Below are 25,072 nucleotides of genomic sequence, written 5' to 3' on the forward strand. Positions count from 1 at the left end.
GCGGCGATCGGGTTAGGCTCGTGCCATGTATGCCTGGCCCGCTTCTGAGGTCCCCGCCCTGCCCGGCAAGGGCCGCGACCTTCGGATCCACGACACCGCGACCGATGGGCTCGTCACCCTCGCCCCCGGTCCCGTCGCCCGTATCTACGTGTGCGGTATCACCCCGTACGACGCGACCCACATAGGTCACGCGGCGACCTACAACGCGTTCGACCTCGTACAGCGCGTGTGGCTCGACACCAAGCGGCAGGTTCACTACGTCCAGAACGTGACGGACGTCGACGACCCCCTGCTGGAACGGGCCGCGCGCGACGCCATCGACTGGGTGGCCCTCGCCGAGAAGGAGACCGCCCTCTTCCGTGAGGACATGACCGCCCTGCGGATGCTGCCCCCGCGGCACTACATCGGCGCGGTCGAGGCCATCCCCGGCATCGTTCCGCTCGTCGAGCGGCTCAGGGACTCCGGCGCCGCGTACGAACTCGAAGGGGACATCTACTTCTCCGTCGAGTCCGACCCCGACTTCGGCAAGGTGTCGGGCCTCGACGCCGCCGCGATGCGGCTGCTGTCCGCCGAGCGCGGCGGGGACCCGGACCGGGCCGGGAAGAAGAACCCGCTCGACCCGATGCTCTGGACGGCCGCGCGGGAGGGCGAACCCAGCTGGGACGGCGGCTCCCTCGGGCGCGGCCGTCCCGGCTGGCACATCGAGTGCGTCGCCATCGCCCTCGACCACCTGGGCATGGGCTTCGACGTACAGGGCGGCGGTTCCGACCTCGCCTTCCCGCACCACGAGATGGGCGCCTCGCACGCGCAGGCGCTGACCGGCGAGTTCCCCATGGCCAAGGCGTACGTCCACGCCGGCATGGTCGCGCTGCACGGCGAGAAGATGTCGAAGTCCAAGGGCAACCTGGTCTTCGTCTCCAAGCTGCGCCGCGACGGGGTCGACCCGGCCGCGATACGGCTCGCGCTCCTCGCCCACCACTACCGGGCCGACTGGGAGTGGACCGACCAGGTGCTCCAGGACGCCGTGGCCCGGCTCGACCGGTGGCGCGCCGCCGTCTCCCGGCCCGACGGACCGCCCGCCGAGGCCCTGGTCGAGGAGATCCGCCAGGCCCTCTCGAACGACCTGGCCGCGCCGGCGGCGCTCGCCGCGGTCGACCGCTGGGCCGCGTTCCAGCAGGAGCATGGCGGTACGGACGAGGGCGCACCCGGCGTCGTGTCGCGTGCCGTGGACGCCCTCCTCGGCGTGGCCCTGTGAAGTAACGACTCTGCACAGGCGCCCGCGACGGCGCACGGGCCACACGACGCGAGAGCGTGGGGCGCCTCCTCCAGCCCGGAGGAGGCGCCCCACCGTCTTGTCCGGAACCCGCCGTCGGATCCACCGGATCCGTACGCCTCACCTCCTGGCTGTTGTCGGAACTTCGGCCGACCGAACCGACCGAGCCGACCGAGCCAACCGAGCCGACGAAGGCCGGTTCTCCCCGTCCCTGGGGCGGGCCGCGCCCGCGGGGCACAACCGAGCACGCGAACGGCGAGGCGTCCAGAACGCAACAATCCGGCCGACGGCTGTCATGAGGCTGTCAAGAGCCTGTCGGTCGTTTGTCGAAGGGCTGCGGGGCCTGTCGGCATGTGATGGGGTGACAGACGTCAGCTGAAAGGCCGGACCGGCCAACTGCCGGTCCCTTCGTGGAAGGGACGAACAGTGGCACCCCCGCAACCCGCCCCCGCTCGTCACATCGGTCGGCGCCGACTGCTCACGACCTCGGCCGCCACCGCAGGCGCCCTGCTCGTCGGATCGTCGGCCGCGACCGCCTCGGCCACCGAACACCCGTGGCCCGACGTCATCCCGCTGCCCGACGGCTTCCGCCCCGAGGGCATCACCATCGGCGGCGGCCCCTACGCCTACCTGGGCTCCCTCGGTGACGGTTCCATCTACCGCGCCGACCTGCGCACCGGTGAGGGCCGCATCATCTCCAAGGGCCCCGGTACGCCTTCCGTCGGGCTCGAACTCGACGACCGGGGACGGCTGTTCGTCGCAGGGCGCGGTCAGGGCGCGCGGGTGGTGGACGCGCGCACCGGCGAGATCATCGCGTCGTACGTGCTCACCACGAAGACGCCGACCTTCGCCAACGACGTCTTCCTCACCCCGAAGGCCGCCTGGTTCACCGACTCCTACCAGCCCGCCCTGTATGCCCTGCCGCTCGGCCGCCACGGCCGGCTGCCGGATCCGGACGAGGTCGTCGCGGTCACCCTGAGCGGCGACTGGAGCCAGACTCCCGGCGAGGTCGTCAACGCCAACGGCATCACCCGGACCCCGGACGGCAGGGCCCTGCTGGTCGTGCAGTCCGGCGTCGGCGGACTGCACCGGGTCAACCCGAGGACCGGAGTCACCGAACTCGTCGACCTCGGCGGCGCGGCCCCCCTCACCAACGGCGACGGGCTGCTGCTCCTCGGACGGCGGCTGTACGTGGTCCAGAACCGCCAGAACGCCATCGACGTGTTCAGGCTCGCCGAGGACGGCCGCAGCGGCATCTTCGAGGGCCGCCTCACGGACGCGCACTTCGACGTCCCGACGACTGTCGCGGCCCACAGGAAGCGCCTCTACCTGCCCAACGCCCGCTTCACGACGACCCCGACCCCGGACACGACCTACTCGCTGGTGGCAGTGAAGCGCTGAGTGTTGCTGTCGCCTGTCGCGGCACTGGACACCGGTGCCGTCCCCGCGCTCCCTCCGAGGGGCGCGGGGATCTGCGTGATCAGCCACGGCGGGGCCCCCGGTGTCCGCGCGGCGTCTCCCCTCCGTGTCCCGGTCTCAGTCCTCCGACGATTCCTCGTCCTCGCCGCCGGCGCGCGGGGGCTTCGGCGGTCGCGGGCGGCCACTGGGATTGTCTTTCGGATTCCACGCGCCGGCCCCCGTGTCGCCCCCGTCAGCCGTGGCGTGGCCCCCTGCCGATCCGCCGGGGCCGCCGCCGGGACCACCGTCGCGGTGCCTGAGATACCGCTCGAACTCTCGTGCGATGGCCTCACCCGACGCCTCGGGCAGCTCCGCGGTGTCCCGGGCCTCCTCCAGCGTCTGCACGTACTCCGCGACCTCGCTGTCCTCGGAGGCCAACTGGTCCACGCCCACCTGCCAGGCGCGCGCGTCCTCGGGCAGCTCGCCCAGCGGGATGCGCACGTCGATCAGATCCTCCAGGCGGTTCAGGAGGGCCAGGGTCGCCTTCGGGTTGGGCGGCTGCGACACGTAGTGCGGCACGGCGGCCCAGAGCGAGACCGCAGGGACACCCGCGTGCGTGCACGCCTCCTGGAGGATGCCGACGATGCCCGTGGGGCCCTCGTACTTGGTCTCCTCCAGGTTCATGCGCTGCGCCAGATCCGGGTCGGACGTGACACCGCTGACCGGCACCGGACGCGTGTGCGGGGTGTCGCCGAGCAGCGCGCCCAGGACGACCACCAGCTCCACGCCCAGCTCGTGGGCGAAGCCCAGCAGTTCGTTGCAGAACGAGCGCCAGCGCATCGACGGTTCGATACCTCGGACGAGTACGAGATCGCGGGGCTTGTCGCCACCGACCCGGACGACCGACAACCTTGTCGTCGGCCAGGTGATCTTCCGTACTCCGCCGTCCAGCCACACGGTGGGGCGGTTGACCTGGAAGTCGTAGTAGTCCTCGGCGTCCAGCGCCGCGAACACCTCGCCCTTCCATTCCTTGTCCAGATGCGCGACCGCGGTGGAGGCGGCGTCGCCGGCGTCGTTCCAGCCTTCGAACGCGGCCACCATCACTGGGTCGATCAGCTCGGGAACCCCCTCCAGCTCGATCACCCAGCGCCTCCTTCCGACGTGCCCTCGCGTACGCCCCAACCTTACGGCGTGCCGCGGGGGCCTCCGCAGCCCCCTTGCACGGGGGGTGAACGGATCAATGCCCCGTTCGCACGGACGAAACACTCCCGGGCCCACCCGGGCCATGAGTGATCGTTTTCGCCCAACGGCCCCGTTCCGGCCCCGGAGCGGTCGCCCCGGCGCGGGGACGTTCACCCGTCACAGCGAGGACCGCAGCCACTGCTCCACGCTCGCGATATGCACCGTCGCCCAGGAGCGCGCGGCGTCGGCGTCGCGGTCGCGGAGGGCGGCCAGGATGGCGCGATGCTCGTGCAGGGTGCGGCTGACGGCGTCCTCCTGGGTCAGGCCGCGCCAGCTGCGGGCCCGGGTGGTCGGGCCCGACAACCCGTCAAGAAGCGAGCAGAGCACGGAGTTCCCGGAACTCTGCACGATGCCTCTGTGGAACTCCAGATCGCACGCGACCAGCTCCTCCACCGACGGGTCGGTGCCGAGCTTGTCCAACTGGGCACCCAGAGCGTCCAGTTGCTGCTCGCTGATGCGCAGGGCAGCCATCGCGGTCGCCGCCGGTTCCAGTATGCGCCGTACGGCGAGGAACTCCAGGACCGTGTCGTCGCGATGGAAGTCGACGACGAAACTCATCGCCTCCAGAAGGAGTTGGGGGTCCAGGCTGGTGACATAGGTGCCGTCGCCCTGCCGTACGTCCAGGATGCGGATCAACGACAGGGCGCGCACCGCCTCGCGCAGGGAGTTGCGGGACAGCCCGAGATCGGCGGCGAGCTCGCTCTCCTTCGGGAGTCGGTCGCCGGGGCGCAGCGCGCCAGAGACGATCATGCCCTTGATCTTCTCGATCGCCTCGTCGGTGACTGCCACGGCGACCCCTCCCACTCGTTCAGACATCCGATGTCTCAGGCCATTATGGGGGCTCTCTCAGCCTCCGGAGCATGGGTGGTGCTGGACCGTAACACCGTTCTCCGGACGCGCGCCCCGGTGTCTCGCCCTGTGGCTCCCGCCCCACCCGGCATCACCCCAGGCCACGGCGTACGAAAGGGGGCGGCCCCATCGCCGTACCGGCATGGATGGAGCCGCCCCCTTCGATGGATCCGGGCCCGGAGCGGAAGGGGCTCGTCCCCGCTCGGTGCTCGCCCCCGGTCAGGGGAGGGGGCCGGCACCGGGTCTACTTCCGGTCGAGCAGGTTCTGCACCTTCGCCCGGACGTCGTCCGTGGCCAGCCCGCGGATCGTCAGGGTCGTCCGGCGGCGCAGCACGTCGTCGGCCGTCTCGGCCCACTCGGTGTCACGGGCGTAGACGACCTGCGCCCAGATCTCGGGGGCGTCCGGGTGGACCCGCTCGCCCAGCTCGGGGTTCTCATTGGCGAGGCGGGCGATGTCGAAGGCGAGCGAACCGTAGTGGGTGGCCAGGTGCCGCGCCGTGTCGGCGCCCATACGGGGGCCGGGCGCGGGGCGGTCGACGAGCAGCCGGTGGGCGACCGCGCGCGGGTTGGCGACCCCCGGCAGCGGCAACCTCTTCGGCAGCGCGGAGACCGGCTCGAAGTCCTCGCCCAGCGGATGTCCCGGCAGCGCCTCCAGCTTCTTCATGATCGTGCGCCCGATGTGCCGGAAGGTCGTCCACTTGCCGCCCGCGACGGACAGCATGCCGCCCCGGCCCTCGGTGACGACCGTTTCGCGCTTGGCCTTGGCGGTGTCGCCGGGCCCGCCCGGCAGCACCCGCAGCCCCGCGAAGGCGTACGTGATCAGCTCACGGTCGAGCTGCTGGTCCCGGATGGAGAACGCGGCCTCGTCCAGGATCTGGGCTATGTCCTTGTCGTCGACAGCGACGTCCGCCGGGTCGCCCTCGTACGCCTCGTCGGTCGTGCCGAGCAGCAGCATGTCCTCCCAGGGGAGGGCGAAGGTGATGCGGTACTTGTCGATGGGGGTGGCGAGCGCGGCCTTCCACGGAGCCGTCCGCTTCAGCACCAGGTGGGCGCCCTTGGACAGCCGGATGGACGGAGCCGCGTTCGGGTCCTCCATCTTGCGCAGGTGGTCGACCCACGGCCCGGTCGCGTTCAGCACCAGCCGCGCGCCGACCCCGAACTCGTCGCCGGTGAGCCGGTCGCGCAGCTCGGCACCGGTGACCCGCCCCTTGGTGAAGCGCAGCCCGGTGACCTCGGCGTGGTTGAGCACCACCGCACCGGACTCGACGGCCCCGCGGACCGTCATCAGCGCCATCCGGGAGTCGTTCATCTGGTCGTCGCCGTACACGGCCACGGCCTTCAGGTTCTCGGTGCGCAGCTCGGGCACGTCCTGCGCGGCCTTGGCGGGGGAGCGCAGGTGGCCGACGCCGTCACCGAACGCCGACAGCGCGGAGTAGGCGAAGACGCCCGCTCCGAGCTTCGCCGCGCCGTGCGGCCCGCCCTTGTACACGGGGAGGTAGAACGTGAGCGGGTTCGCCAGGTGGGGGGCCACCTGGCGGGAGACCGCACGGCGCTCGAAGTGGTTCTCCGCCACCAGTTTCACCGCGCCGGTCTGCAGATAGCGCAGACCGCCGTGGAGCAGCTTGGAGGAGGCGGAAGAGGTGGCACCGGCGAAGTCGCCGGCGTCGACCAGCGCCACCCTGAGCCCGGACTGCGCGGCGTGCCAGGCGGTGGAGATGCCCAGGATGCCGCCGCCGATCACGAGAAGGTCGTACGACGCCTTGGAGAGCTGCTCCCGGGTTCCGGCTCGGCTCGGGTTCGAGCCGGACGCCGGGTGCGTCCCCAGGGCAGGCAGGGTCTGCAGGGTGGACTGACTGGTCATGTCGGGTACTTACTCCTCATCAGAGCCGGGGGTGGGAGCCTTCGCGGCCCGTCTCAGCTCTCGTCAGTTCTCGTCCTCGAGCCAGCCCATGGTCCGCTCGACGGCCTTGAGCCAGCTCTTGTACTCACGGTCGCGGATCTCCGCGTCCATGCGGGGGGTCCACTCGGCGGCCCGGCGCCAGTTGGCACGCAGGTCGTCGGTGCTGGTCCAGAAGCCGACGGCGAGACCGGCGGCGTAGGCGGCGCCGAGGCAGGTGGTCTCGGCGACCATGGGGCGCACCACGGGGGCGTCCAGGAAGTCCGAGAGGGTCTGCATCAGCAGGTTGTTGGAGGTCATGCCGCCGTCGACCTTGAGGGCCGCGAGTTCGACGCCGGAGTCCTTGGTCATGGCGTCGGTGATCTCACGGGTCTGCCAGGCCGTGGCCTCCAGGACGGCCCGCGCGAGGTGCGCCTTGGTGACGTACCGGGTGAGACCGGCGATCACACCGCGGGCGTCGGAACGCCAGTACGGGGCGAACAGACCGGAGAAGGCCGGCACGAAGTACGCGCCGCCGTTGTCCTCGACCGAGAGGGCGAGCGTCTCGATCTCGGCGGCGGTGGAGATGAGCCCCATCTGGTCGCGCATCCACTGCACCAGCGAACCGGTGACGGCGATCGAGCCCTCAAGGGCGTAGACCGGCTTCTGGTCACCGATGCGGTAGCCCACCGTGGTCAGCAGCCCGGAGTACGAGTTGATGATCTTCTCGCCGGTGTTCATCAGCATGAACGTGCCGGTGCCGTACGTGGACTTGGCCTCGCCCTCGGCGAAACAGGTCTGGCCGAACAGGGCCGCCTGCTGGTCGCCGAGCGCGGACGCGACCGGGATGCCGCCGAGCAGGTCGCCCAGCTTGCCGCCGGTGATCTCGCCGTACACCTCGGCGGAGGAACGGATCTCCGGCAGCATCGACACCGGGACGCCGATGGACTCGGCGATCTTCGGGTCCCACTCCAGGGTGTGGAGGTTCATCAGCATGGTGCGGGAGGCGTTGGTGACGTCGGTGACGTGCCTGCCGCCGTCGACGCCGCCGGTCAGGTTCCAGATGACCCAGCTGTCCATGGTGCCGAAGAGGATGTCGCCGGCCTCGGCGCGCTCACGCAGGCCCTCGACGTTGTCCAGCAGCCAGCGGGCCTTGGGACCGGCGAAGTAGCTCGCCAGCGGCAGGCCGGTCTCGCGGCGGAAGCGGTCCTGGCCGACGTTGCGGCCGAGTTCCCTGCAGAGCGCGTCGGTGCGGGTGTCCTGCCAGACGATGGCGTTGTGGACGGGCTCACCGGTGTTCTTGTCCCAGAGCAGCGTGGTCTCACGCTGGTTGGTGATGCCGATGGCCTTGATGTCGTCACGGGTGATGCCGGCCTTCTCGATGGCTCCGGCGACGACCTCCTGGACGTTCGTCCAGATCTCGGTGGCGTCGTGCTCGACCCAGCCCGGCTTCGGGAAGATCTGCTCGTGCTCCTTCTGGTCGACGGAGACGATACGGCCGTCCCGGTCGAACACGATGCAGCGGCTGGACGTGGTCCCCTGGTCGATGGCGGCGATGAACGGCCCATGGCCGTGGGATGCGATGCCGGCGGTGTGGGCGTCGGTCACGGTGTGCTCCTGAAAGTTCACTGGTCGAAGGGCTGTACTTACGGCGCGTGCTGAGCGTTTCGGGACATCATGTGGTTCCGGGATCAGCGGGTGGTGCTCTTAGACGAATGCGACGTTGTAGATACCCGCGGCGACAGCGGCGCCGATCAGGGGACCGGCCACCGGGACCCAGGCGTAGCTCCAGTCGGAGCCGCCCTTGTTGGGCAGGGGCAGCAGGGCGTGGACGATACGCGGACCGAGGTCACGAGCCGGGTTGATCGCGTAGCCGGTCGGGCCGCCGAGGGACAGACCGATGGCCACCACGACGAGCGCGGTGATCAGGGCGCCGAGGGTGCCGAGGCCCTTGCCGCTGTCGTTCAGGCCCTGTGTCAGGACCGCCAGGACCAGGATCACGGTGCCGATGACCTCGGTGGCGACGTTCTGCACCGCGTTGCGGATCTCGGGGCCGGTGGAGAAGACGCCGAGCACGGGGCCCGCGCCCTTCTCCCGGGCCTCGACGGCCTTGGCCTTGGTGGTCTCCGCACCCGGACCGCCGACGATCTCCCTGTCGGTGAGGTGGGCGTGGAACTGGCCGTAATAGGCGACCCAGACCAGAGCGGCACCGATCATGGCGCCGAAGAGCTGCCCGCCCCAGTAGACCGGGACCTGGCTCCACGCGATGCCGTCGTCCTTCAGCGCGAGCGCGAGGGTCACGGCCGGGTTCAGGTGGGCGCCGGAGAGCGGCGCGGAGGTGTAGACGGCCGTCAGAACGGCGAAACCCCACCCGAAGGTGATGGCGAGCCAACCGGCGTTACGCGCCTTGGAGGCCTTGAGCGTCACGGCGGCGACCACTCCGCCGCCGAGCAGGATGAGTATGGCGGTACCGATGGTCTCGCCGATGAAGATGTCGGAGCTGGACACCCGCGACTCCTTTGTCCTTCGTCCAGGGGAAGGCGAACCCCGGGTCCCTACCGGAGGTCCGCGCCCTCGGGGGTGAGAGCTGTACCGGCCCTTGGCGTTGTCACACCCTAGCGTGGATTGCCGGTAGGTGTTCGACAATGCCGACCGATGGACGGGAGTCTCGCTGCGGCGTGAGTGCCTAGTCAAGGGTCCTGTTATCGAAAACGCGATCGTTATTGATCGAAGTGGCTCATCGATCTTTCGACGACTGGTAGGGGGGCGCACCGGGAAGGCCGGGGCGCCTGGCGGCGCCCCGGCCTTCCCGGGTCTGGCGGTGGCGTACGGCGGTCAGAACCGCCCGGCGCCCAGGTCCCGTGACACCGCGCGGGCGCAGTCCCGTACGGCCGCGATCAGCTCGGGGCGCAGCTCGCCCTCCCGGCACAACCGCTCCACGGCGCCGGTGACGCCGACCGCACCGACGGGCATGCGCCGCCGGTCGTGGATGGGGGCGGCGATGGACGCGACGCCCTCCCAGGTCTCCTCGACGTCGGCCGCGTACCCGCGCGCGCGGGTGATGTCCAGGACGCTCTCGAAGTCACCGAGCTCGTAGACGGTCCGCTCGGTGAACGCCTCGCGCTCGCTCTCCAGGACCTCGCTGTGCGCCACGGGGTCGTACGCCGCGAGGACCTTGCCCAGGGCCGTGGAGTGCAGCGGCTGCATGGCTCCTATCTCCAGGACCTGCCGGCTGTCGTCGGGCCGGAAGACGTGGTGCACGATCAGCACGCCCTGTTGGTGCAGCACCCCCAGGTGGACGCTCTCGCCGCTGGAGCGGGCCAGGTCGTCCGTCCAGACCAGGGCGCGGGCGCGCAGCTCGTGGACGTCGAGATAGGTGGTCCCGAGCCGTAGCAGCTCGGCCCCCAGCTGATAGCGCCCGGAGGCGTCGTCCTGCTCGACGAAGCCCTCCTGCTGGAGGGTGCGCAGTATGCCGTGGGCGGTGCCCTTGGCCAGGCCCAGCGACGAGGCGATGTCCGACAGGCCGAGCCGTCGCTCGCCGCCCCCGAGCAGCCGCAGCATCGCGGCCGCCCGTTCGAGCGACTGGATGTTCCGTGCCATCGCCGTCCTGCCTCCGTCCCCTTCGACCGCCGTACGCGAGTGAACTTCCATCGTTCGGCAATGCCGAACACTACCGGTCGTTGCCGACCTCTCGCTAATGGCCGTCAGTACCTTTTCGGCCATGTGGCTCGCCCGGTGACGTTCCCGTGCCCGAGGCGTGCCCGTGCCGTGCCGTGCCTGTGTCGTGCCCACCGGTGTCCACCGGTGTCCACCCGATGATCGTGCGGTGTTCGTACGGTGCGGCCCGGCGCCGAGCGCGCGTGCGTCGTCGGAGTAAACCGCACCCGGTCGTCCACGCCACGCCACGCCCGTCCGTCCCGTGGACTGCCCTGACCATCCGCGGCGCTCCGGGCTACCCTGGCGGCGTGCGGCTTCCACGGGAAGTCGCAAAGCCGACAGCCGTCGCACTCCAGGGAGCAGCTCCATGGCCTCGTCGCCGAACCCGTCCCCCTCGTCCGCCGCCGCCGGCCGGGCCCGATCCGACGCACTGCGCGAGGCCCTCGCGACCCGCGTGGTGGTCGCCGACGGCGCGATGGGCACGATGCTCCAGGCGCAGGACCCGACGCTCGAGGACTTCGAGAACCTCGAAGGCTGCAACGAGATCCTGAACCTCACCCGCCCCGACATCGTGCGCTCCGTCCACGAGGCGTACTTCGAGGTCGGCGTCGACTGTGTCGAGACCAACACCTTCGGGGCCAACCACTCCGCCCTCGGCGAGTACGACATCCCCGAGCGCGTGTACGAACTGTCCGAGGCCGGTGCCCGGATCGCCCGCGAGGTCGCCGACGAGTTCACCACCTCGACCGGACGGCAGCGCTGGGTCCTCGGCTCCATGGGCCCCGGCACCAAGCTGCCGACCCTCGGCCACGCCCCGTACACCCTCCTGCGCGACGCCTACCAGCAGAACGCCGAGGGCATGATCGCGGGCGGCGCCGACGCGCTGCTCGTCGAGACCACCCAGGACCTCCTCCAGACCAAGGCCGCGGTCCTCGGCTCCCGCCGTGCCCTGGACACCCTGGGCGTCGATCTGCCGCTGATCGTCTCGGTGACCGTCGAGACCACCGGCACGATGCTGCTCGGCTCCGAGATCGGCGCCGCGCTCACCGCGCTGGAGCCGCTCGGCATCGACATGATCGGCCTGAACTGCGCCACCGGCCCGGCCGAGATGAGCGAACACCTGCGCTATCTCGCCCGGCACTCCCGCATCCCCCTGTCCTGCATGCCGAACGCGGGTCTGCCGGTCCTAGGCAAGGACGGCGCCCACTACCCGCTGACGGCCCCGGAGCTGGCCGACGCCCAGGAGACCTTCGTACGCGAGTACGGCCTCTCCCTCATCGGCGGCTGCTGCGGCACCACCCCCGAGCATCTGCGCCAGGTCGTCGACCGCGTCCGGGACCTCGCCCCCACCGCGCGGGACCCGCGCCCCGAACCCGGCGCCGCCTCCCTCTACCAGACGGTCCCCTTCCGTCAGGACACCTCCTACCTGGCCATCGGCGAGCGCACGAACGCCAACGGCTCGAAGAAGTTCCGCGAGGCCATGCTGGAGGGCCGCTGGGACGACTGTGTCGAGATGGCCCGCGACCAGATCCGCGAGGGCGCCCACCTGCTCGACCTGTGTGTCGACTACGTGGGCCGCGACGGCGTCGCCGACATGGCCGAACTCGCCGGCCGCTTCGCCACCGCCTCCACCCTCCCCATCGTCCTCGACTCCACCGAAGTGCCCGTTATCCAGGCCGGGTTGGAGAAGCTGGGCGGGCGCGCGGTCATCAACTCCGTCAACTACGAGGACGGCGACGGTCCCGAGTCCCGCTTCGCCAAGGTCACCCGGCTCGCGCGGGAGCACGGTGCCGCGCTGATCGCGCTGACCATCGACGAGGAGGGCCAGGCCCGCACCCCGCAGAAGAAGGTCGAGATCGCCGAACGGCTGATCGAGGACCTGACCGGGAACTGGGGCATCCACGAGTCGGACATCCTCATCGACACCCTGACCTTCACCATCTGCACCGGCCAGGAGGAGTCCCGCAAGGACGGCATCGCGACCATCGAGGCGATCCGCGAACTCAAGCGCCGCCACCCGGACGTCCAGACCACCCTCGGTCTGTCGAACATCTCCTTCGGCCTCAACCCGGCCGCACGCATCCTCCTCAACTCCGTCTTCCTCGACGAGTGTGTGAAGGCCGGCCTGGACTCGGCGATCGTGCACGCCTCCAAGATCCTGCCGATCGCCCGCTTCGACGAGGAGCAGGTCACCACCGCCCTCGACCTGATCCACGACCGCCGCGCCGAGGGCTACGACCCACTGCAGAAGCTGATGGCGCTGTTCGAGGGCGCCACCGCCAAGTCGTTGAAGGCGGGCAAGGCCGAGGAACTGGCCGCTCTCCCGCTGGAGGAGCGCCTCAAGCGCCGCATCATCGACGGCGAGAAGAACGGCCTGGAGGCCGACCTCGACGAGGCCCTGGAGGCTCGTCCCGCCCTGGACATCGTCAACGAGACCCTCCTGGACGGCATGAAGGTCGTCGGCGAGCTGTTCGGCTCCGGCCAGATGCAGCTGCCGTTCGTCCTGCAGTCCGCCGAGGTCATGAAGACGGCGGTGGCCCACCTCGAACCGCACATGGAGAAGTCGGACGCCGAGGGCAAGGGCACCATCGTGCTGGCGACCGTGCGCGGCGACGTCCACGACATCGGCAAGAACCTCGTCGACATCATCCTGTCCAACAACGGCTACACGGTTGTCAACCTCGGCATCAAGCAGCCGGTCTCCGCGATCCTGGACGCCGCCGCCGAGCACCGCGCCGACGTCATCGGCATGTCCGGGCTCCTGGTGAAGTCCACGGTGATCATGAAGGAGAACCTGGAGGAGCTGAACCAGCGCGGCCTGGCCGCCGACTACCCGGTCATCCTCGGCGGCGCCGCCCTGACCCGCGCCTACGTCGAGCAGGACCTGCACGAGGTCTACGAGGGCGAGGTCCGCTACGCCCGCGACGCCTTCGAGGGCCTGCGCCTGATGGACGCCCTCATCGGCGTCAAGCGCGGTGTGCCCGGGGCGAAGCTGCCCGAGCTGAAGCAGCGCCGGGTCCGGGCGACGGCCGCGACCACCGTGATCGAGGAGCGCCCGGAGGAAGGCCACGTACGCTCCGACGTCGCGACCGACAACCCGGTCCCCGCACCGCCGTTCTGGGGCACCCGCGTCATCAAGGGCATCCAGCTCAAGGAGTACGCCACCTGGCTCGACGAGGACGCCCTCTTCAAGGGCCAGTGGGGACTCAAGCAGGCCCGCACCGGCGACGGACCGAGCTATGAGGAACTCGTCGAGACCGAGGGCCGGCCCCGGCTGCGCGGCCTGCTGGACAAGCTCCAGACCGAGAACCTCCTCGAAGCGGCCGTCGTCCACGGCTACTTCCCGTGTGTGTCCAAGGACGACGACCTGATCATCCTGGACGACGCCGGTAACGAACGCACCCGCTTCTCCTTCCCCCGCCAGCGCCGTGGCCGCCGGCTGTGCCTGGCCGACTTCTTCCGCCCGGAGGAGTCCGGCGAGAAGGACGTCGTCGGCCTCCAGGTCGTCACCGTCGGCTCCCGCATCGGCGAGGAGACCGCCAAGCTCTTCGAGGCCAACTCCTACCGCGACTACCTCGAACTCCACGGCCTGTCCGTGCAGTTGGCCGAGGCACTCGCCGAGTACTGGCACGCGCGGGTCCGTTCGGAGCTTGGCTTCGCAGGGGAGGACCCCGCCGCGATCGAGGACATGTTCGACCTCAAGTACCGAGGCGCCCGCTTCTCCCTCGGCTACGGCGCCTGCCCCAACCTGGAGGACCGCGCCAAGATCGCCGAACTCCTCGACCCCGAGCGCATCGGCGTCCACCTCTCCGAGGAGTTCCAGCTCCACCCCGAGCAGTCCACGGACGCGATCGTCATCCACCACCCCGAGGCCAAGTACTTCAACGCGCGCTAGTAGGGCTTCGTTAGGTGCGGACCCGCCGAGTGGCGCCGGGCTTTGGCGGCGCCCGGCCCTCGGTCACGACCTGCGGAAACCGCCGTGGCTCGGGCGTCGTCCGTTCCACCGCGTCGTCGAATCGCCGCAGTTCAGCGCCACCTAACGGAGTACTACCAGGGCGTTCTTCGAAGATCCCGTCTGGCTCGCGGCGTCTGGCACGGCACCGCGCCGCGTTGTCGGGATCGCCCGCGTACGCCCGGTACGCGGGCGACCCTCCGCCTTGCGACGCACCGCCCCAGACGCCGCGAGCCCGCCCTCCGGGCGGACGACGCTACCTTCGCAACACGTCCTGGGGCCGCGACAGGCGACGTTCGCCCCGTCGCGACGCTGGTCGTCCTGCCCTGTGAGGCCGACAACGCCTGGTCAGCGGTCCGACACGTTCGTCGGCCGGGCAATCGGTCGGACGGCGTCGTACACTGGTCGGTCCACCGCAGGCCGGTTCCCCACCCGGGAACCGGCCTGCTCGTCCCACAAGGAGGTGCGCCGGATGACGACGACGATCCCCGCGCTAGGAACCCGTACGGCCGAAGGCTCCGCGCTGCAGGCCGTGCTCCTCGACATGGACGGCACCCTGGTGGACACCGAGGGTTTCTGGTGGGAGGTGGAGGTGGAGGTTTTCGCCCGCCTCGGCCACACACTCGACGACTCCTGGCGCCATGTCGTGGTCGGCGGCCCCATGAGTCGCAGCGCGGGCTTCCTGATCGAGGCCACCGGCGCCGACATCACCCTCGCCGAGCTGACCGTGCTCCTCAACGACGGCTTCGAGGGCCGTATCGGGCGGGCGCTGCCGCTGATGCCCGGCGCCTCCAGACTCCTCGCCGAGCTCGCCGCGCACGGTGTCCCCACCGCCCTGGTCTCCGCCTCGCACCGGCGCATCATCGACCGCGTCCTGGCCTCCCTCGGCTCCCACCACTTCGCGCTGACCGTCGCGGGCGACGAGGTCGAGCGGACCAAGCCGTTCCCCGACCCCTACCTCCTGGCCGCCGCCGGTCTCGGCGCGGATCCGGCCCGGTGCGCGGTCGTCGAGGACACCGCGACCGGCGTCGCGGCGGCCGAGGCCGCGGGCTGCCAGGTGGTCGCGGTCCCGTCCGTGGCCCCGATCGCCCCCACCGCCCGGCGCACCGTCGTGACCTCACTGGAAGAGATCGACCTGCCCTTTCTGCACGGCCTGATGGTCATCTGACGACAAACAATTGAAAGCGCAATGAATTACCAGGTCACTCATGCGCTCCCCCTTGGGAATTCCGCCGGTCGCAATGAGTGAATTCCCGCATACGGGAACCCCTTCAAGGCTGTGACCTTTACCACTCGCACGGGGAATCGGTAGCGCGCTCCACGCGCGTCCGATCCTCGTGTGAGGGGTGTTCGGCATGCCCATGTGTCCCGATTGGTGAAGGGTGCACCCAAACATTCCGTCGGCGTTTCATCGGTGCGTCCACACCCGGTTCCGCAGCGTGATGGGAACTCAACTCCGGTGCGTACGGGACGCTCTGGCGGTGCGGGCTAATCTCGACGCGAGAACATCGCCGTACTTCCCGAGACGCGCTCGCACCACCCCGCCAGCACCCGTCCCGGACCACAGTTCTGGAGAACGCGAGCATGAACCGCAAGACCTTGGTGCTGCCGGCCGTGATCGGTCTGCTCACCCCGGTACTCGCCGCCTGCGGTGCCCCCGACGGCGCGGGCGGCAGCGGTGACGCGATCGTCGTCGGCACCACCGACCGGTTCACCGCGTCCAAGGAGGCCCCGGCGCCCATCGACCCGGCGTACGCCTACGACGTCGGCCCCCGGAACATCCTCCGCCAGACCGTCCAGACCCTCCTGGTCCAGCCCCGCGGCGACGGCGAGCCCGAACCCGAGGCCGCCTCCCAGTGTGCCTTCACAGACACCGGCAACGAGCGCTACGCCTGCAAGCTCCGTGACGGACTGAAGTTCGCGAGCGGCGACCCGGTCACCGCCGGGGACGTGAAGTTCTCCATCGACCGCGCCCGCTCCATCAAGGCCGACAGCGGCGTCTTCGCCCTGCTGTCCACCATCGACCTCGTCGAGACCAAGGGCGACAACGAGGTGATCTTCCACCTCAACAGCCCCGACGCGACCCTCCCGTACAAGCTGTCCACCCCGGTCGCCGGCATCGTCAACCCGGCCGACTACGACAAGGGCAGGCTCCGCGACGGCTTCGAGGTCGACGGCTCCGGCCCCTACATCCTGGACGCCGAGGTCGAGGACGACGAGCTGGTCAAGGCCGTCTTCACCAAGAACCCCCACTACAAGGGGCAGTTGGACCCGAAGAACGACAAGGTCGAGCTGCGTTCCTACGCGAGCGCCGACGCCATGGGCGCCGCGCTCGAAGACGGCGACATCGACCTGATGACCCGCACCATGACGCCGGAGCAGATCACCAAGCTCTCCAAGTCCGACGACGGCGACATCGACCTGATCGAGTCCGCCGGCCTGGAGATCCGCTACCTCGCCTTCAACACCGAGGCCGCCCCGGTCAGGAGCACCGCCGTCCGCCGGGCCATGGCCGAGGTCGTCGACCGGGGCGAACTCGTCTCCAAGGTCTACGGCTCACAGGCCGAACCCCTGTTCTCACTGGTCCCGGCCGGCATCACCGGCCACTCCAACTCCTTCTTCGACAAGTACGGCGACCCCGACGTCACCAGGGCGAAGTCGACCCTGGAAGCGGCCGGCGTCACCACCCCGGTGAAGCTGACCCTCCACTACACGACCGACCACTACGGAGCCGCCACCAAACGGGAGTTCGAGCTGTTGAAGAAGCAGCTCAACGACAGCGGCCTGTTCGACGTGACCACCAAGGGCGCACCCTGGTCGACGTTCCGCCGCGCCGAAAGGGAAGGCGAGTACGCGGTCTACGGCATGGGCTGGTTCCCGGACTTCCCCGACGCCGACAACTACCTCGCGCCCTTCCTCGACAAGGACAACTTCCTCGGCTCGCCGTACGCCAACAGCCAGATCCGCGGCAAGCTGATCCCCGAGTCCCGCCGCGAGGCCGACCGCGTCGCCGCCTCGGGGAGCCTCACCGGCATCCAGGACATCGTCGCCGACGACGTGCCGATCCTCCCGCTGTGGCAGGGCAACCAGTACGTCGCCGCCCGCGACGACGTCACCGGCGCCGAATACGCCCTCAACGCCGTCTCCACGCTGCAGCTCTGGGAGCTGAGCCGTGGCATGGGCAACTGACCCGACCTCACCATCCGCCCCGGGCAGAGGCCGACCGGCCTCGGGGGATCCCGGAGCGCCCGCAATGCACCGACGACACAAGGCATCCATACGTGAACATACGCACCCAGTGGCCCGTCCTGACCATGGCGACAGGGCTTGCCGCCGGCCTGCTGACCGGTTGCGGCTCCGAATCGGGGGACCCGGGGGCTCCGGCTCCAACATCGTGATGGGGATGTCCGACGACGTCCTGGCCACCGACCCCGCCTCCGGCTACGACCCCGGGTCCTGGCTCCTCTTCAACAACGTCTTCCAGTCCCTGCTGAGCTTCCCCAACGGCGCCACCGAGCCCGAACCGGACCTCGCCGAGGAGTGCTCCTTCACGGACAGCGGAACCAAGGTCTACGAGTGCACCCTCAAGGACGGCCTGAAGTTCAGCAACGGTGAGGCGCTCACCGCGAAGGACGTCAAGTTCTCCTTCGACCGCATGCTGAAGATCAACGACGACGCCGGCCCCGCGATCATGTTTCCCATGCTCGACAAGGTCGAGACACCGGACGACAAGACCGTCCGCTTCGACCTCAAGTACGCCGACGCCACCTTCCCCAGCAAGATCGCATCCGGCGCCGGCTCGATCGTCGACGAGAGCTCCTACGACGCCGACGGCCTCCGCGAGGACGGCGGCGCGGTCGGCTCCGGCCCCTACAAACTGGAGTCCTTCGGCGAGAACGAGGCCGTCTTCTCCGTAAACGAGAACTACCGGGGCACCGCCGACGTCGAGAACAGCGGCGTCACCCTCAGGTTCTTCCACGGCGACCAGGACGCCCTGAAGAAGGCCCTGCTGGAGGGCGAACTCGACGTCACCTACCGAGGCCTCAGCGCCTCCGACATCTCCGACATCGAGACCGACACCTCCACGGCCAACGGCGTCGACATCGTCGACGGCACCGGCGCCGAGGTCCAGCACCTGGTCTTCAACATGAACGACCCGGTCACCGGCAAGCTCGGCGTCCGCCAGGCCATCGCCCACCTCCTCGACCGCGAGGCCCTCGTCAACGAGGTCTACCAGGACACCGCCACACCGCTGTACTCGATCATCCCGGCCGGTATCACCGGCCACAACACCGCCTTCTTCGACACCTACGGCGCCCGTCCCTCCAAGGCCAAGGCCGAGGCAGCGCTGCGCGCCGACGGCATCACCGACAAGGTCGAACTGACCCTCTGGTCGACGCCGTCGCGCTACGGCCCCTCCACCGACCAGGAGTTCGAGGCCATCGCCGACCAGCTCAACGACAGCGGGCTGTTCGACGCCAAGGTGAAGTCCGTCGCCTTCGGCCAGTACGAGAAGGACATAGCCGCCGGCAAGTACGGCGTCTACGTGAAGGGCTGGGTCCCCGACTACCCGGACCCCGACAACTTCACCAGCCCCTTCTTCGGCGACGACAACGTGCTGGGCAACAACTACACCAACGACACCATCACCGGTGAACTCCTCACGAAGACCGCCGCCGAGAGCGAGCGCTCCTCCACGGAGAAGGAATACGCCGAGCTGCAGAACATCGTCGCCACCGACGTCCCCCTCATCCCCATCTGGCAGGCCAAGCAGTACGCCGTCGTCGGCGACAACGTCTACGGCCTGGAGTACTGCCTGGACGCGTCGACCGTCTTCCGCTTCTGGGAGATCAGTAAGGGCTGACGCCCGACAGTCACGCACGGCCGAGGGCGCCCTCTTCACCGGAAGAGGGCGCCCTCGGCGCGTTGGCGCGGCGTGCGCCGGCCTCGCCTACTGCGCGCCGGGACGCACCAGCCCGCTCTCGTACGCGTACACCGCCGCCTGCACCCGGTCGCGCAGCCCCAGCTTCGTCAGCACATGCCCCACATGCGTCTTCACCGTGGTCTCGCTGACGAACAGATCGGCCGCGATCTCGGCGTTCGACAGCCCCCGGGCCACCAGCTTCAGCACCTCGACCTCACGGTCGGTCAGCGTGTGCAGCGTGTCCGGCACCGGTTCGTCACCCGACGGCAGGTGCACCGCGTACTTGTCGAGGAGCCGGCGCGTGATGCTCGGAGCGAGCAAGGCCTCCCCGGCGGCGACCACCCGGATCGCCTGCACCAGCTCATTGGCCGGCGCGTCCTTGAGCAGGAACCCGCTGGCACCGGCCCGCAGCGCCTCCACCACGTACTCGTCCAGATCGAACGTGGTCAGCACCAGCACCTTCGCCGGACCGTCCCGCTCCGGCCCGGTGATCTGCCGGGTCGCCTCCACCCCGTCCATCCGGGGCATACGGATGTCCATCAGCACCACGTCGGGCTGCAGCGCCCGCACCTGGTCGAGTGCCTGAAGACCGTCCCCGGCCTCCCCGACGACCGCGATGTCCGGCTCCGCCTCCAGAATCATCCGGAAGCCGGTACGCAGCAGTGGCTGGTCGTCGACCAGTAGGACGCGGATGGCCACGAAAGTCTCCTTCGGCTGAGGGCCTGTCGTTCAGATCATGCCGGTTTCGGGCTGCGGTTCCTCACGGCTGCCGGTGAGCGGGGCTTGGCACGCGCAACCGCAAGGCGGAGGAGGGCGTCGACGTGGAGTATCGGCAACCGACGACAACGCCGCAGACGGTGTGTCAAGCCCCGCGCCCCAGGCGTGATCCGAACAACAGGCCCTAGTCCGGGCCCATTCTGCCCTGCCCGTCGCCGGCCGACTCGGGCGACCTCACCTGCAGGGGGTACGGCGGGGGAGTACCGCCGAATTCCGGGCAGACCGACTGGTGGTCGCACCAGCCGCACAGCTTGGTAGGCCGGGGCCGCCAGTCCCCGCTCTCCGTGGCCAGCCGGATCGCCTCCCACAGCGCGAGCAGCTTGCGCTCCACCCGCTCCAGATCCGCGATCACCGGGTCGTACGTCAGGACGTCACCACTGCCGAGATAGACGAGCTGGAGCCGCCGCGGCACCACCTGCTTCAGCCGCCACACCACCAGCGCGTAGAACTTCATCTGGAACAGCGCGCCCTCGGCGTACTCGGGCCTCGGCGCCTTGCCCGTCTTGTAGTCGACGATCCGCACCTCGCCCGTCGGCGCCACGTCCACCCGGTCGATGATCCCGCGCAGCCTGAGCCCCGAGTCCAGCTCCGCCTCCACGAACAACTCCCGCTCGGCGGGCTCCAGCCGGGTCGGGTCCTCCAGCGTGAACCAGCGCTCCACCAGCCGCTCCGCCTCGTCCAGCCAGCGCGCCAGCCGCTCACCTTCGGGGTCGTCCGCGAACAACTCCACGACCTCCGGCCTGCTCTCCCGCAGCCGGTCCCACTGGCCGGGCACCAGAGACCTGGCCCGCGGCGCCGTCCGCTCGGCCGCCGGCGCGTCGAAAAGTCTCTCCAGCACCGCGTGCACCAGCGTGCCGCGTGTCGCCGCCTCGCTCGGCTTCTCCGGCAGCCGGTCGATCACCCGGAACCGGTACAGCAACGGGCACTGCATGAAGTCACTGGCGCGCGACGGCGACAGCGAGGCAGGCGGCGCGGCGGCCCGCACGGCAGGACGGTCGCCCTCGCCGCCCACGGGGACGGTGCCGGTGCCGTCGGTGCTGATTTCCATGACCCCAGACCATACGGCCCGCCACTGACAGTGACAGCCACCGGCCCGTACGACCGCCGGACGACGCGACACACACCGACACACGTGTGCCCCGTGCGACGCGGGGCACAACAGAGGGGGTGCCGGGGCCGAACGTACCCCGGCGACCGCATAGCATCGACCGCAGACCCTTCCGCCCGGCCACCGGGCGCGGAAGACGCTTCGAACGAGGGGACACCGTGGAGACGAGCGGCGGGAGCGGGCAGCCGCAGTCCGACAACGACGAGGCGCCCGAGCGCACGGACCGTGACGCGACCGAAACACCGGCGGCCCTCCGCCGCGACGCCGACGAACCCACCGACACCCCCCCGGCTCACCCCGAACCCCCCCGAGCCTCCGCAGCTCCCCAGGACACCGGCGACCCCCATAGCTCCGGCGGCTCCGAGACCACGAAGCCGTCGGAAGTCCCTGCGCGTGAGGCGGCGGCAGTCCCGGAGCGCGCGGCATCGCACACCCCGACGCGCGAGCCCTCGAAAACCCCTGTGCATGAGCCGTCGGCCGGCCTTCCCCACGAGCCCTCGGCGGACTCGGCGACCCCGGCGGACCTGATCAAGGCGCCAACCGGCGAGCCGAAGCGCACGGTCACCTCGACACGCCCCCACACCCCCTCGGGCGCCGCACCCAAGCCACCCGAGCGCCCCAAGGACCCCGGCGGCGGCATCCTCATGGGCCGCCCCTTCGGCGTACCCGTGTACGTCGCACCCAGCTGGTTCCTCGTCGCCGCCCTGATCACCTGGGTCTTCGGCGGTCAGCTCGACCGCGTCCTGCCCGACCTCGGCGGCGCCCGCTACCTGGTGTCCCTCTTCTTCGCGGTCGCCTTCTACGCCTCCGTCCTCGTCCACGAACTCGCCCACACCATCGCCGCCCTGCGCTTCAAACTGCCGGTGCGCCGCATCCAGCTCCAGTTCTTCGGCGGCGTCTCGGAGATCGAGAAAGAGTCCGAGACCCCCGGCCGCGAATTCGTCCTGGCCTTCGTCGGCCCCCTGCTCTCCCTGGCCCTCGCCGGCATCTTCTACGGCGCCCTGCAGGCCGTGGAACCGGGCACCGTCCCCGGCGTCCTACTCGCCGGCCTGATGATCTCCAACTTGATCGTCGCCGCGTTCAACCTGCTGCCCGGCCTCCCCCTCGACGGCGGGCGCATGCTCCGCGCCGTCGTCTGGAAGATCACCGGCAAGCCCATGAGCGGCACCATCGCCGCCGCCTGGGTCGGCCGCGCCCTCGCCCTGTCCGTCCTCGTCGGACTGCCGCTGCTCACCCAGTCCGGCCTGCTCGGCTCCGCCGCCGAGGACAGCGTCGGTATGGACACCGTCCTGGACGCCCTGCTCGCCGCGATCCTCGCCGCGATCATCTGGACCGGCGCCGGCAACAGCCTCCGTATGGCCCGCCTGCGCGAACACCTGCCCGAACTCCAGGCCCGCGCCCTCACCCGCCGCGCCGTCCCCGTCGAGACCGACACCCCCCTCTCCGAAGCCCTGCGCCGCGCCAACGAGGCCGGCGCCCGCGCCCTCGTCGTCGTCGACCCCGGCGGCGAACCCGTCTCCCTCGTCCGCGAGGCCGCCATCGTCGGCGTTCCCGAACACCGGCGTCCCTGGGTCGCCGTCAGCGGCCTCGCCCACGACCTCACCGACGGCATGCGCGTCTCCGCCGAACTGGCGGGCGAAGAACTCCTCGACGCCCTCCGCGCGGCCCCGGCCACCGAGTACCTGGTCGTGGAGGAATCCGGCGAGATCTACGGCGTCCTCTCGGCGGCCGACGTGGAGCGAGCCTTCGTCAAGGCGATGGCAAGGCCCTCCTGAACGCACCCCCTGAACTCCGGTCGCCCGCGGCGCCCCGTTCCCACGGCCTCAGCACACCGAGACCGTGGTCGGCGCGCCCCCCGGGGACCGGTACGCTGGTCACATGTCCGAACCGACCGGTGCCGCCCGCCGTCGCGGGCCCTTCAAGGTCGGGGACCAGGTCCAGCTCACCGACCCCAAGGGACGCCACTACACGTTCACGCTCGAAGAGGGAAAGAACTTCCACACCCACAAGGGTTCCTTCCCGCACGACGAGCTGATCGGCGCTCCCGAGGGCAGTGTTGTCCGCACCACGGGGAACGTCGCCTACCTGGCGCTGCGCCCCCTGCTCCCCGACTACGTCCTGTCCATGCCCCGCGGCGCCGCCGTGGTCTACCCCAAGGACGCGGGGCAGATCCTCGCCTTCGCCGACATCTTCCCCGGCGCCCGCGTCGTCGAGGCCGGCGTCGGCTCCGGCTCGCTCAGCAGTTTCCTGCTGCGCGCCATCGGTGACCAGGGCATGCTGCACAGCTACGAGCGCCGCGCCGACTTCGCCGAGATCGCACAGGCGAACGTGGAACGCTACTTCGGCAGCCCCCACCCCGCCTGGCAGCTCACCGTCGGCGACCTCCAGGACCACCTCTCGGACACCGACGTCGACCGCGTCATCCTCGACATGCTCGCCCCCTGGGAGTGCCTGGACGCCGTCTCCAAGGCCCTCGTCCCCGGCGGCATCCTCTGCTGCTACGTGGCGACCACCACCCAGCTCGCCCGGACCGTCGAATCCATCCGCGAGATCGGCTCCTTCAACGAGCCGACCGCCTGGGAGTCGATGATCCGCAACTGGCACATCGAAGGCCTCGCCGTCCGCCCGGACCACCGCATGATCGGCCACACCGGCTTCCTGCTCACCGCCCGCCGCCTCGCCGACGGTGTCGAGCCCCCCATGCGCCGGCGCCGCCCCGCCAAGGGCGCCTACGGCGAGGACTACGCCGGCCCCAACGCCGACGGCGGCTCCGGCCGCTGAGCCGCCCCCGCCCCGCCGACACGGCCCGCGTCGCCCGCCCCTCACCACGGGGGCCCCGTGCCGTGTACAACGCGCCATCGACGTGGCCGAGTTCCCGGCAGCGCCCGGGAACTCGGCCACGTCGCTCTCCCGTTGACGCGCCACCAGAAAGCCGCCGGAACCACCCACCCCGAGGTTCACCCCCTCTGTGACGTATGGCACCATGCGGGGCACCCCAACCGGCACAGCACCCTCGGGAGACGCTCCTAGTGCAGCAATCCGCCGTCCCGGAACTGGCACACGCGCAGACCCGCCCGATCCACTGGCTCGCCACGGCCACCGCCCTCGCCGCGGTCGTGGCCGTGTCGTCCGCCCTCCAACCCGACGCGGCGAGGGCGGCCCAGCCCGGCCCGGCGCCCCGACCGGCCCCGCCCGCCGCGGTGGCCCCCGACCCCACCGAGGTGGACCTCCCCCTCGACTGCGGAACCGTCGCAGTCGTCGTCAAGCACAAGCGCTCCGGAGACCTCGACGGAGACGGCCGCCCCGAGACCGTGGCCGTAGCCCACTGCGACGCCAGCATGGGCACCCCGCCCGACGGCGTGTACGTCCTCACCCGCTCAACCGACGCCGCGGCACCCCGGGTGGTCGCCACCCTCGTCAAGCCCGGGGACCGCAAGACCGTCACCGACTTCGCAGTCCGTGACGGCGGCGTCACAGCGAACCTGCACGGCTACTCGTCGGCCGACGTACCCAACTGCTGCCCCGACGTGACGGATTCCGTCAAGTGGCAGTGGAAGAACGGGGCGTTCGTACGCTCCACGCCCGCCGGAACGCGAAGCGTCTGACACCGGCGCCGACAGACCGGCGGGACGTGATCACCCGGCGCACCCGCTGTGACAATGCAGACACAGTGCGACGCGGGGTTGCCCGTCGGGTCACTCCGCGTCCGGTCCGAAGACCTCCACCCCGTCCGAAACCCGACGCACATGGATGCACTCGCCCGGACACTCCTTCGCCGAGTCCACCACATCCGTGAGAAGCGGCAGCGGAACGGGTGTTGTGGCCCCCGGGGCCTGCAACAACTCGTCCCCCGGGCTCTTCACATAGGCCAGTCCGTCGATGTCCAGCTCGAACACCTCGGGCGCGTACTGGGCACAGATTCCGTCACCGGTGCAGAGATCCTGGTCGATCCAGACCTCCAGCTCCCTGCCCCGGGCCCCGGTCTCCTGCTGCACGCTCATCTCTCCTGCCGTTTC

General features: G+C 70.2%; 17 protein-coding genes and 1 pseudogene. 9 read left to right on the forward strand and 9 right to left on the reverse strand.

The window, feature by feature from the left end; genetic code table 11:
* Window positions 1-25: 25 nt before the first annotated feature.
* Window positions 26-1,255, forward strand: coding sequence for a cysteine--1-D-myo-inosityl 2-amino-2-deoxy-alpha-D-glucopyranoside ligase (gene mshC / locus WBG99_RS29285; RefSeq protein WP_338899168.1), 1,230 nt, complete (start codon window positions 26-28; stop codon window positions 1,253-1,255).
* 444 nt (window positions 1,256-1,699) lie between these two features.
* Window positions 1,700-2,674, forward strand: coding sequence for a superoxide dismutase (locus WBG99_RS29290; protein ID WP_338899169.1), 975 nt, complete (start codon window positions 1,700-1,702; stop codon window positions 2,672-2,674).
* A gap of 135 nt (window positions 2,675-2,809) precedes the next feature.
* Here WBG99_RS29290 and WBG99_RS29295 read toward each other — a convergent pair whose 3' ends face one another.
* The 6 genes from WBG99_RS29295 to WBG99_RS29320 all read right to left on the reverse strand — a co-directional run bounded on the left by WBG99_RS29295 (window position 2,810) and on the right by WBG99_RS29320 (window position 10,238).
* Window positions 2,810-3,814, reverse strand: a complete 1,005-nt coding sequence (locus tag WBG99_RS29295) for a PAC2 family protein (RefSeq protein WP_338899170.1) — start codon at window positions 3,812-3,814, stop codon at window positions 2,810-2,812.
* Window positions 3,815-4,030: 216 nt separating this feature from the next.
* On the reverse strand, window positions 4,031-4,702 hold the full coding sequence (locus tag WBG99_RS29300; RefSeq protein WP_338899171.1) for a FadR/GntR family transcriptional regulator: 672 nt from the start codon (window positions 4,700-4,702) through the stop codon (window positions 4,031-4,033).
* A gap of 304 nt (window positions 4,703-5,006) precedes the next feature.
* Complete coding sequence (locus WBG99_RS29305) at window positions 5,007-6,623, reverse strand: glycerol-3-phosphate dehydrogenase/oxidase (RefSeq protein ID WP_338899172.1); 1,617 nt, start codon at window positions 6,621-6,623, stop codon at window positions 5,007-5,009.
* Between the two features lie 63 nt (window positions 6,624-6,686).
* The gene (gene glpK / locus WBG99_RS29310; protein WP_338899173.1) at window positions 6,687-8,246 is read right to left on the reverse strand and encodes a glycerol kinase GlpK; all 1,560 of its coding nucleotides are present in this window, start codon (window positions 8,244-8,246) and stop codon (window positions 6,687-6,689) included.
* A 99-nt stretch (window positions 8,247-8,345) separates the two neighbouring features.
* The gene (locus WBG99_RS29315) at window positions 8,346-9,146 is read right to left on the reverse strand and encodes an MIP/aquaporin family protein (protein WP_338899174.1); all 801 of its coding nucleotides are present in this window, start codon (window positions 9,144-9,146) and stop codon (window positions 8,346-8,348) included.
* 327 nt (window positions 9,147-9,473) lie between these two features.
* A complete protein-coding gene (locus WBG99_RS29320) occupies window positions 9,474-10,238 on the reverse strand; it encodes an IclR family transcriptional regulator (RefSeq protein WP_338899175.1) in 765 nt (254 codons plus the stop codon).
* A 424-nt stretch (window positions 10,239-10,662) separates the two neighbouring features.
* Between WBG99_RS29320 and metH the strand changes: the two genes are divergently transcribed.
* The 4 genes and pseudogenes from metH to WBG99_RS29340 all read left to right on the forward strand — a co-directional run bounded on the left by metH (window position 10,663) and on the right by WBG99_RS29340 (window position 19,111).
* Window positions 10,663-14,190, forward strand: coding sequence for a methionine synthase (gene metH, locus WBG99_RS29325; RefSeq protein WP_338899176.1), 3,528 nt, complete (start codon window positions 10,663-10,665; stop codon window positions 14,188-14,190).
* Window positions 14,191-14,719: 529 nt separating this feature from the next.
* Entirely contained in the window at window positions 14,720-15,415 is a 696-nt protein-coding gene (locus WBG99_RS29330; RefSeq protein ID WP_338899177.1) for an HAD family phosphatase, read from the forward strand.
* Window positions 15,416-15,831: 416 nt separating this feature from the next.
* Window positions 15,832-17,436: an ABC transporter substrate-binding protein gene (locus WBG99_RS29335; protein ID WP_338899178.1), complete on the forward strand. Its 1,605-nt coding sequence runs from the start codon at window positions 15,832-15,834 to the stop codon at window positions 17,434-17,436.
* Window positions 17,437-17,528: 92 nt separating this feature from the next.
* A pseudogene (locus WBG99_RS29340) lies at window positions 17,529-19,111 on the forward strand (ABC transporter substrate-binding protein).
* 87 nt (window positions 19,112-19,198) lie between these two features.
* Here WBG99_RS29340 and WBG99_RS29345 read toward each other — a convergent pair.
* Together WBG99_RS29345 and WBG99_RS29350 are read right to left on the reverse strand one after the other, a co-directional pair.
* Window positions 19,199-19,870 (reverse strand): response regulator transcription factor, encoded by a 672-nt coding sequence (locus tag WBG99_RS29345; RefSeq protein ID WP_338899179.1) that lies wholly within the window; start codon window positions 19,868-19,870, stop codon window positions 19,199-19,201.
* 202 nt (window positions 19,871-20,072) lie between these two features.
* The gene (locus WBG99_RS29350) at window positions 20,073-20,996 is read right to left on the reverse strand and encodes a RecB family exonuclease (protein WP_338899180.1); all 924 of its coding nucleotides are present in this window, start codon (window positions 20,994-20,996) and stop codon (window positions 20,073-20,075) included.
* Between the two features lie 218 nt (window positions 20,997-21,214).
* Here WBG99_RS29350 and WBG99_RS29355 point away from each other — a divergent pair, with 218 nt between their 5' ends.
* From WBG99_RS29355 to WBG99_RS29365, 3 genes are all read left to right on the forward strand, one after another.
* Entirely contained in the window at window positions 21,215-22,831 is a 1,617-nt protein-coding gene (locus WBG99_RS29355) for a site-2 protease family protein (RefSeq protein WP_338899181.1), read from the forward strand.
* Window positions 22,832-22,934: 103 nt separating this feature from the next.
* On the forward strand, window positions 22,935-23,837 hold the full coding sequence (locus WBG99_RS29360; protein WP_338899182.1) for a tRNA (adenine-N1)-methyltransferase: 903 nt from the start codon (window positions 22,935-22,937) through the stop codon (window positions 23,835-23,837).
* A gap of 248 nt (window positions 23,838-24,085) precedes the next feature.
* The gene (locus tag WBG99_RS29365) at window positions 24,086-24,661 is read left to right on the forward strand and encodes a hypothetical protein (RefSeq protein ID WP_338899183.1); all 576 of its coding nucleotides are present in this window, start codon (window positions 24,086-24,088) and stop codon (window positions 24,659-24,661) included.
* Between the two features lie 90 nt (window positions 24,662-24,751).
* Here the strand turns inward: WBG99_RS29365 and WBG99_RS29370 are convergent, their stop codons facing one another.
* Window positions 24,752-25,057 carry a ferredoxin gene (locus tag WBG99_RS29370; protein ID WP_338899184.1) on the reverse strand — a complete coding sequence of 102 codons (306 nt, stop codon included), beginning with the start codon at window positions 25,055-25,057 and terminating at the stop codon, window positions 24,752-24,754.
* Window positions 25,058-25,072: the final 15 nt, after the last annotated feature.

The sequence above is a fragment of the Streptomyces sp. TG1A-60 genome (genome assembly GCF_037201975.1).
Classification (GTDB): domain Bacteria; phylum Actinomycetota; class Actinomycetes; order Streptomycetales; family Streptomycetaceae; genus Streptomyces.

What these genes read in the sequence shown, in the direction of transcription:
- WBG99_RS29335 (WP_338899178.1), top strand. Translation starts at nt 15,832, where the DNA reads ATGAACCGCAAGACCTTGGTGCTGCCGGCCGTGATCGGTCTGCTCACC.
- WBG99_RS29350 (WP_338899180.1), bottom strand. Translation starts at nt 20,996, where the DNA reads ATGGAAATCAGCACCGACGGCACCGGCACCGTCCCCGTGGGCGGCGAG.
- WBG99_RS29305 (WP_338899172.1), bottom strand. Translation starts at nt 6,623, where the DNA reads ATGACCAGTCAGTCCACCCTGCAGACCCTGCCTGCCCTGGGGACGCAC.
- WBG99_RS29360 (WP_338899182.1), top strand. Translation starts at nt 22,935, where the DNA reads ATGTCCGAACCGACCGGTGCCGCCCGCCGTCGCGGGCCCTTCAAGGTC.
- WBG99_RS29370 (WP_338899184.1), bottom strand. Translation starts at nt 25,057, where the DNA reads ATGAGCGTGCAGCAGGAGACCGGGGCCCGGGGCAGGGAGCTGGAGGTC.
- metH (WP_338899176.1), top strand. Translation starts at nt 10,663, where the DNA reads ATGGCCTCGTCGCCGAACCCGTCCCCCTCGTCCGCCGCCGCCGGCCGG.
- WBG99_RS29330 (WP_338899177.1), top strand. Translation starts at nt 14,720, where the DNA reads ATGACGACGACGATCCCCGCGCTAGGAACCCGTACGGCCGAAGGCTCC.
- WBG99_RS29320 (WP_338899175.1), bottom strand. Translation starts at nt 10,238, where the DNA reads ATGGCACGGAACATCCAGTCGCTCGAACGGGCGGCCGCGATGCTGCGG.
- mshC (WP_338899168.1), top strand. Translation starts at nt 26, where the DNA reads ATGTATGCCTGGCCCGCTTCTGAGGTCCCCGCCCTGCCCGGCAAGGGC.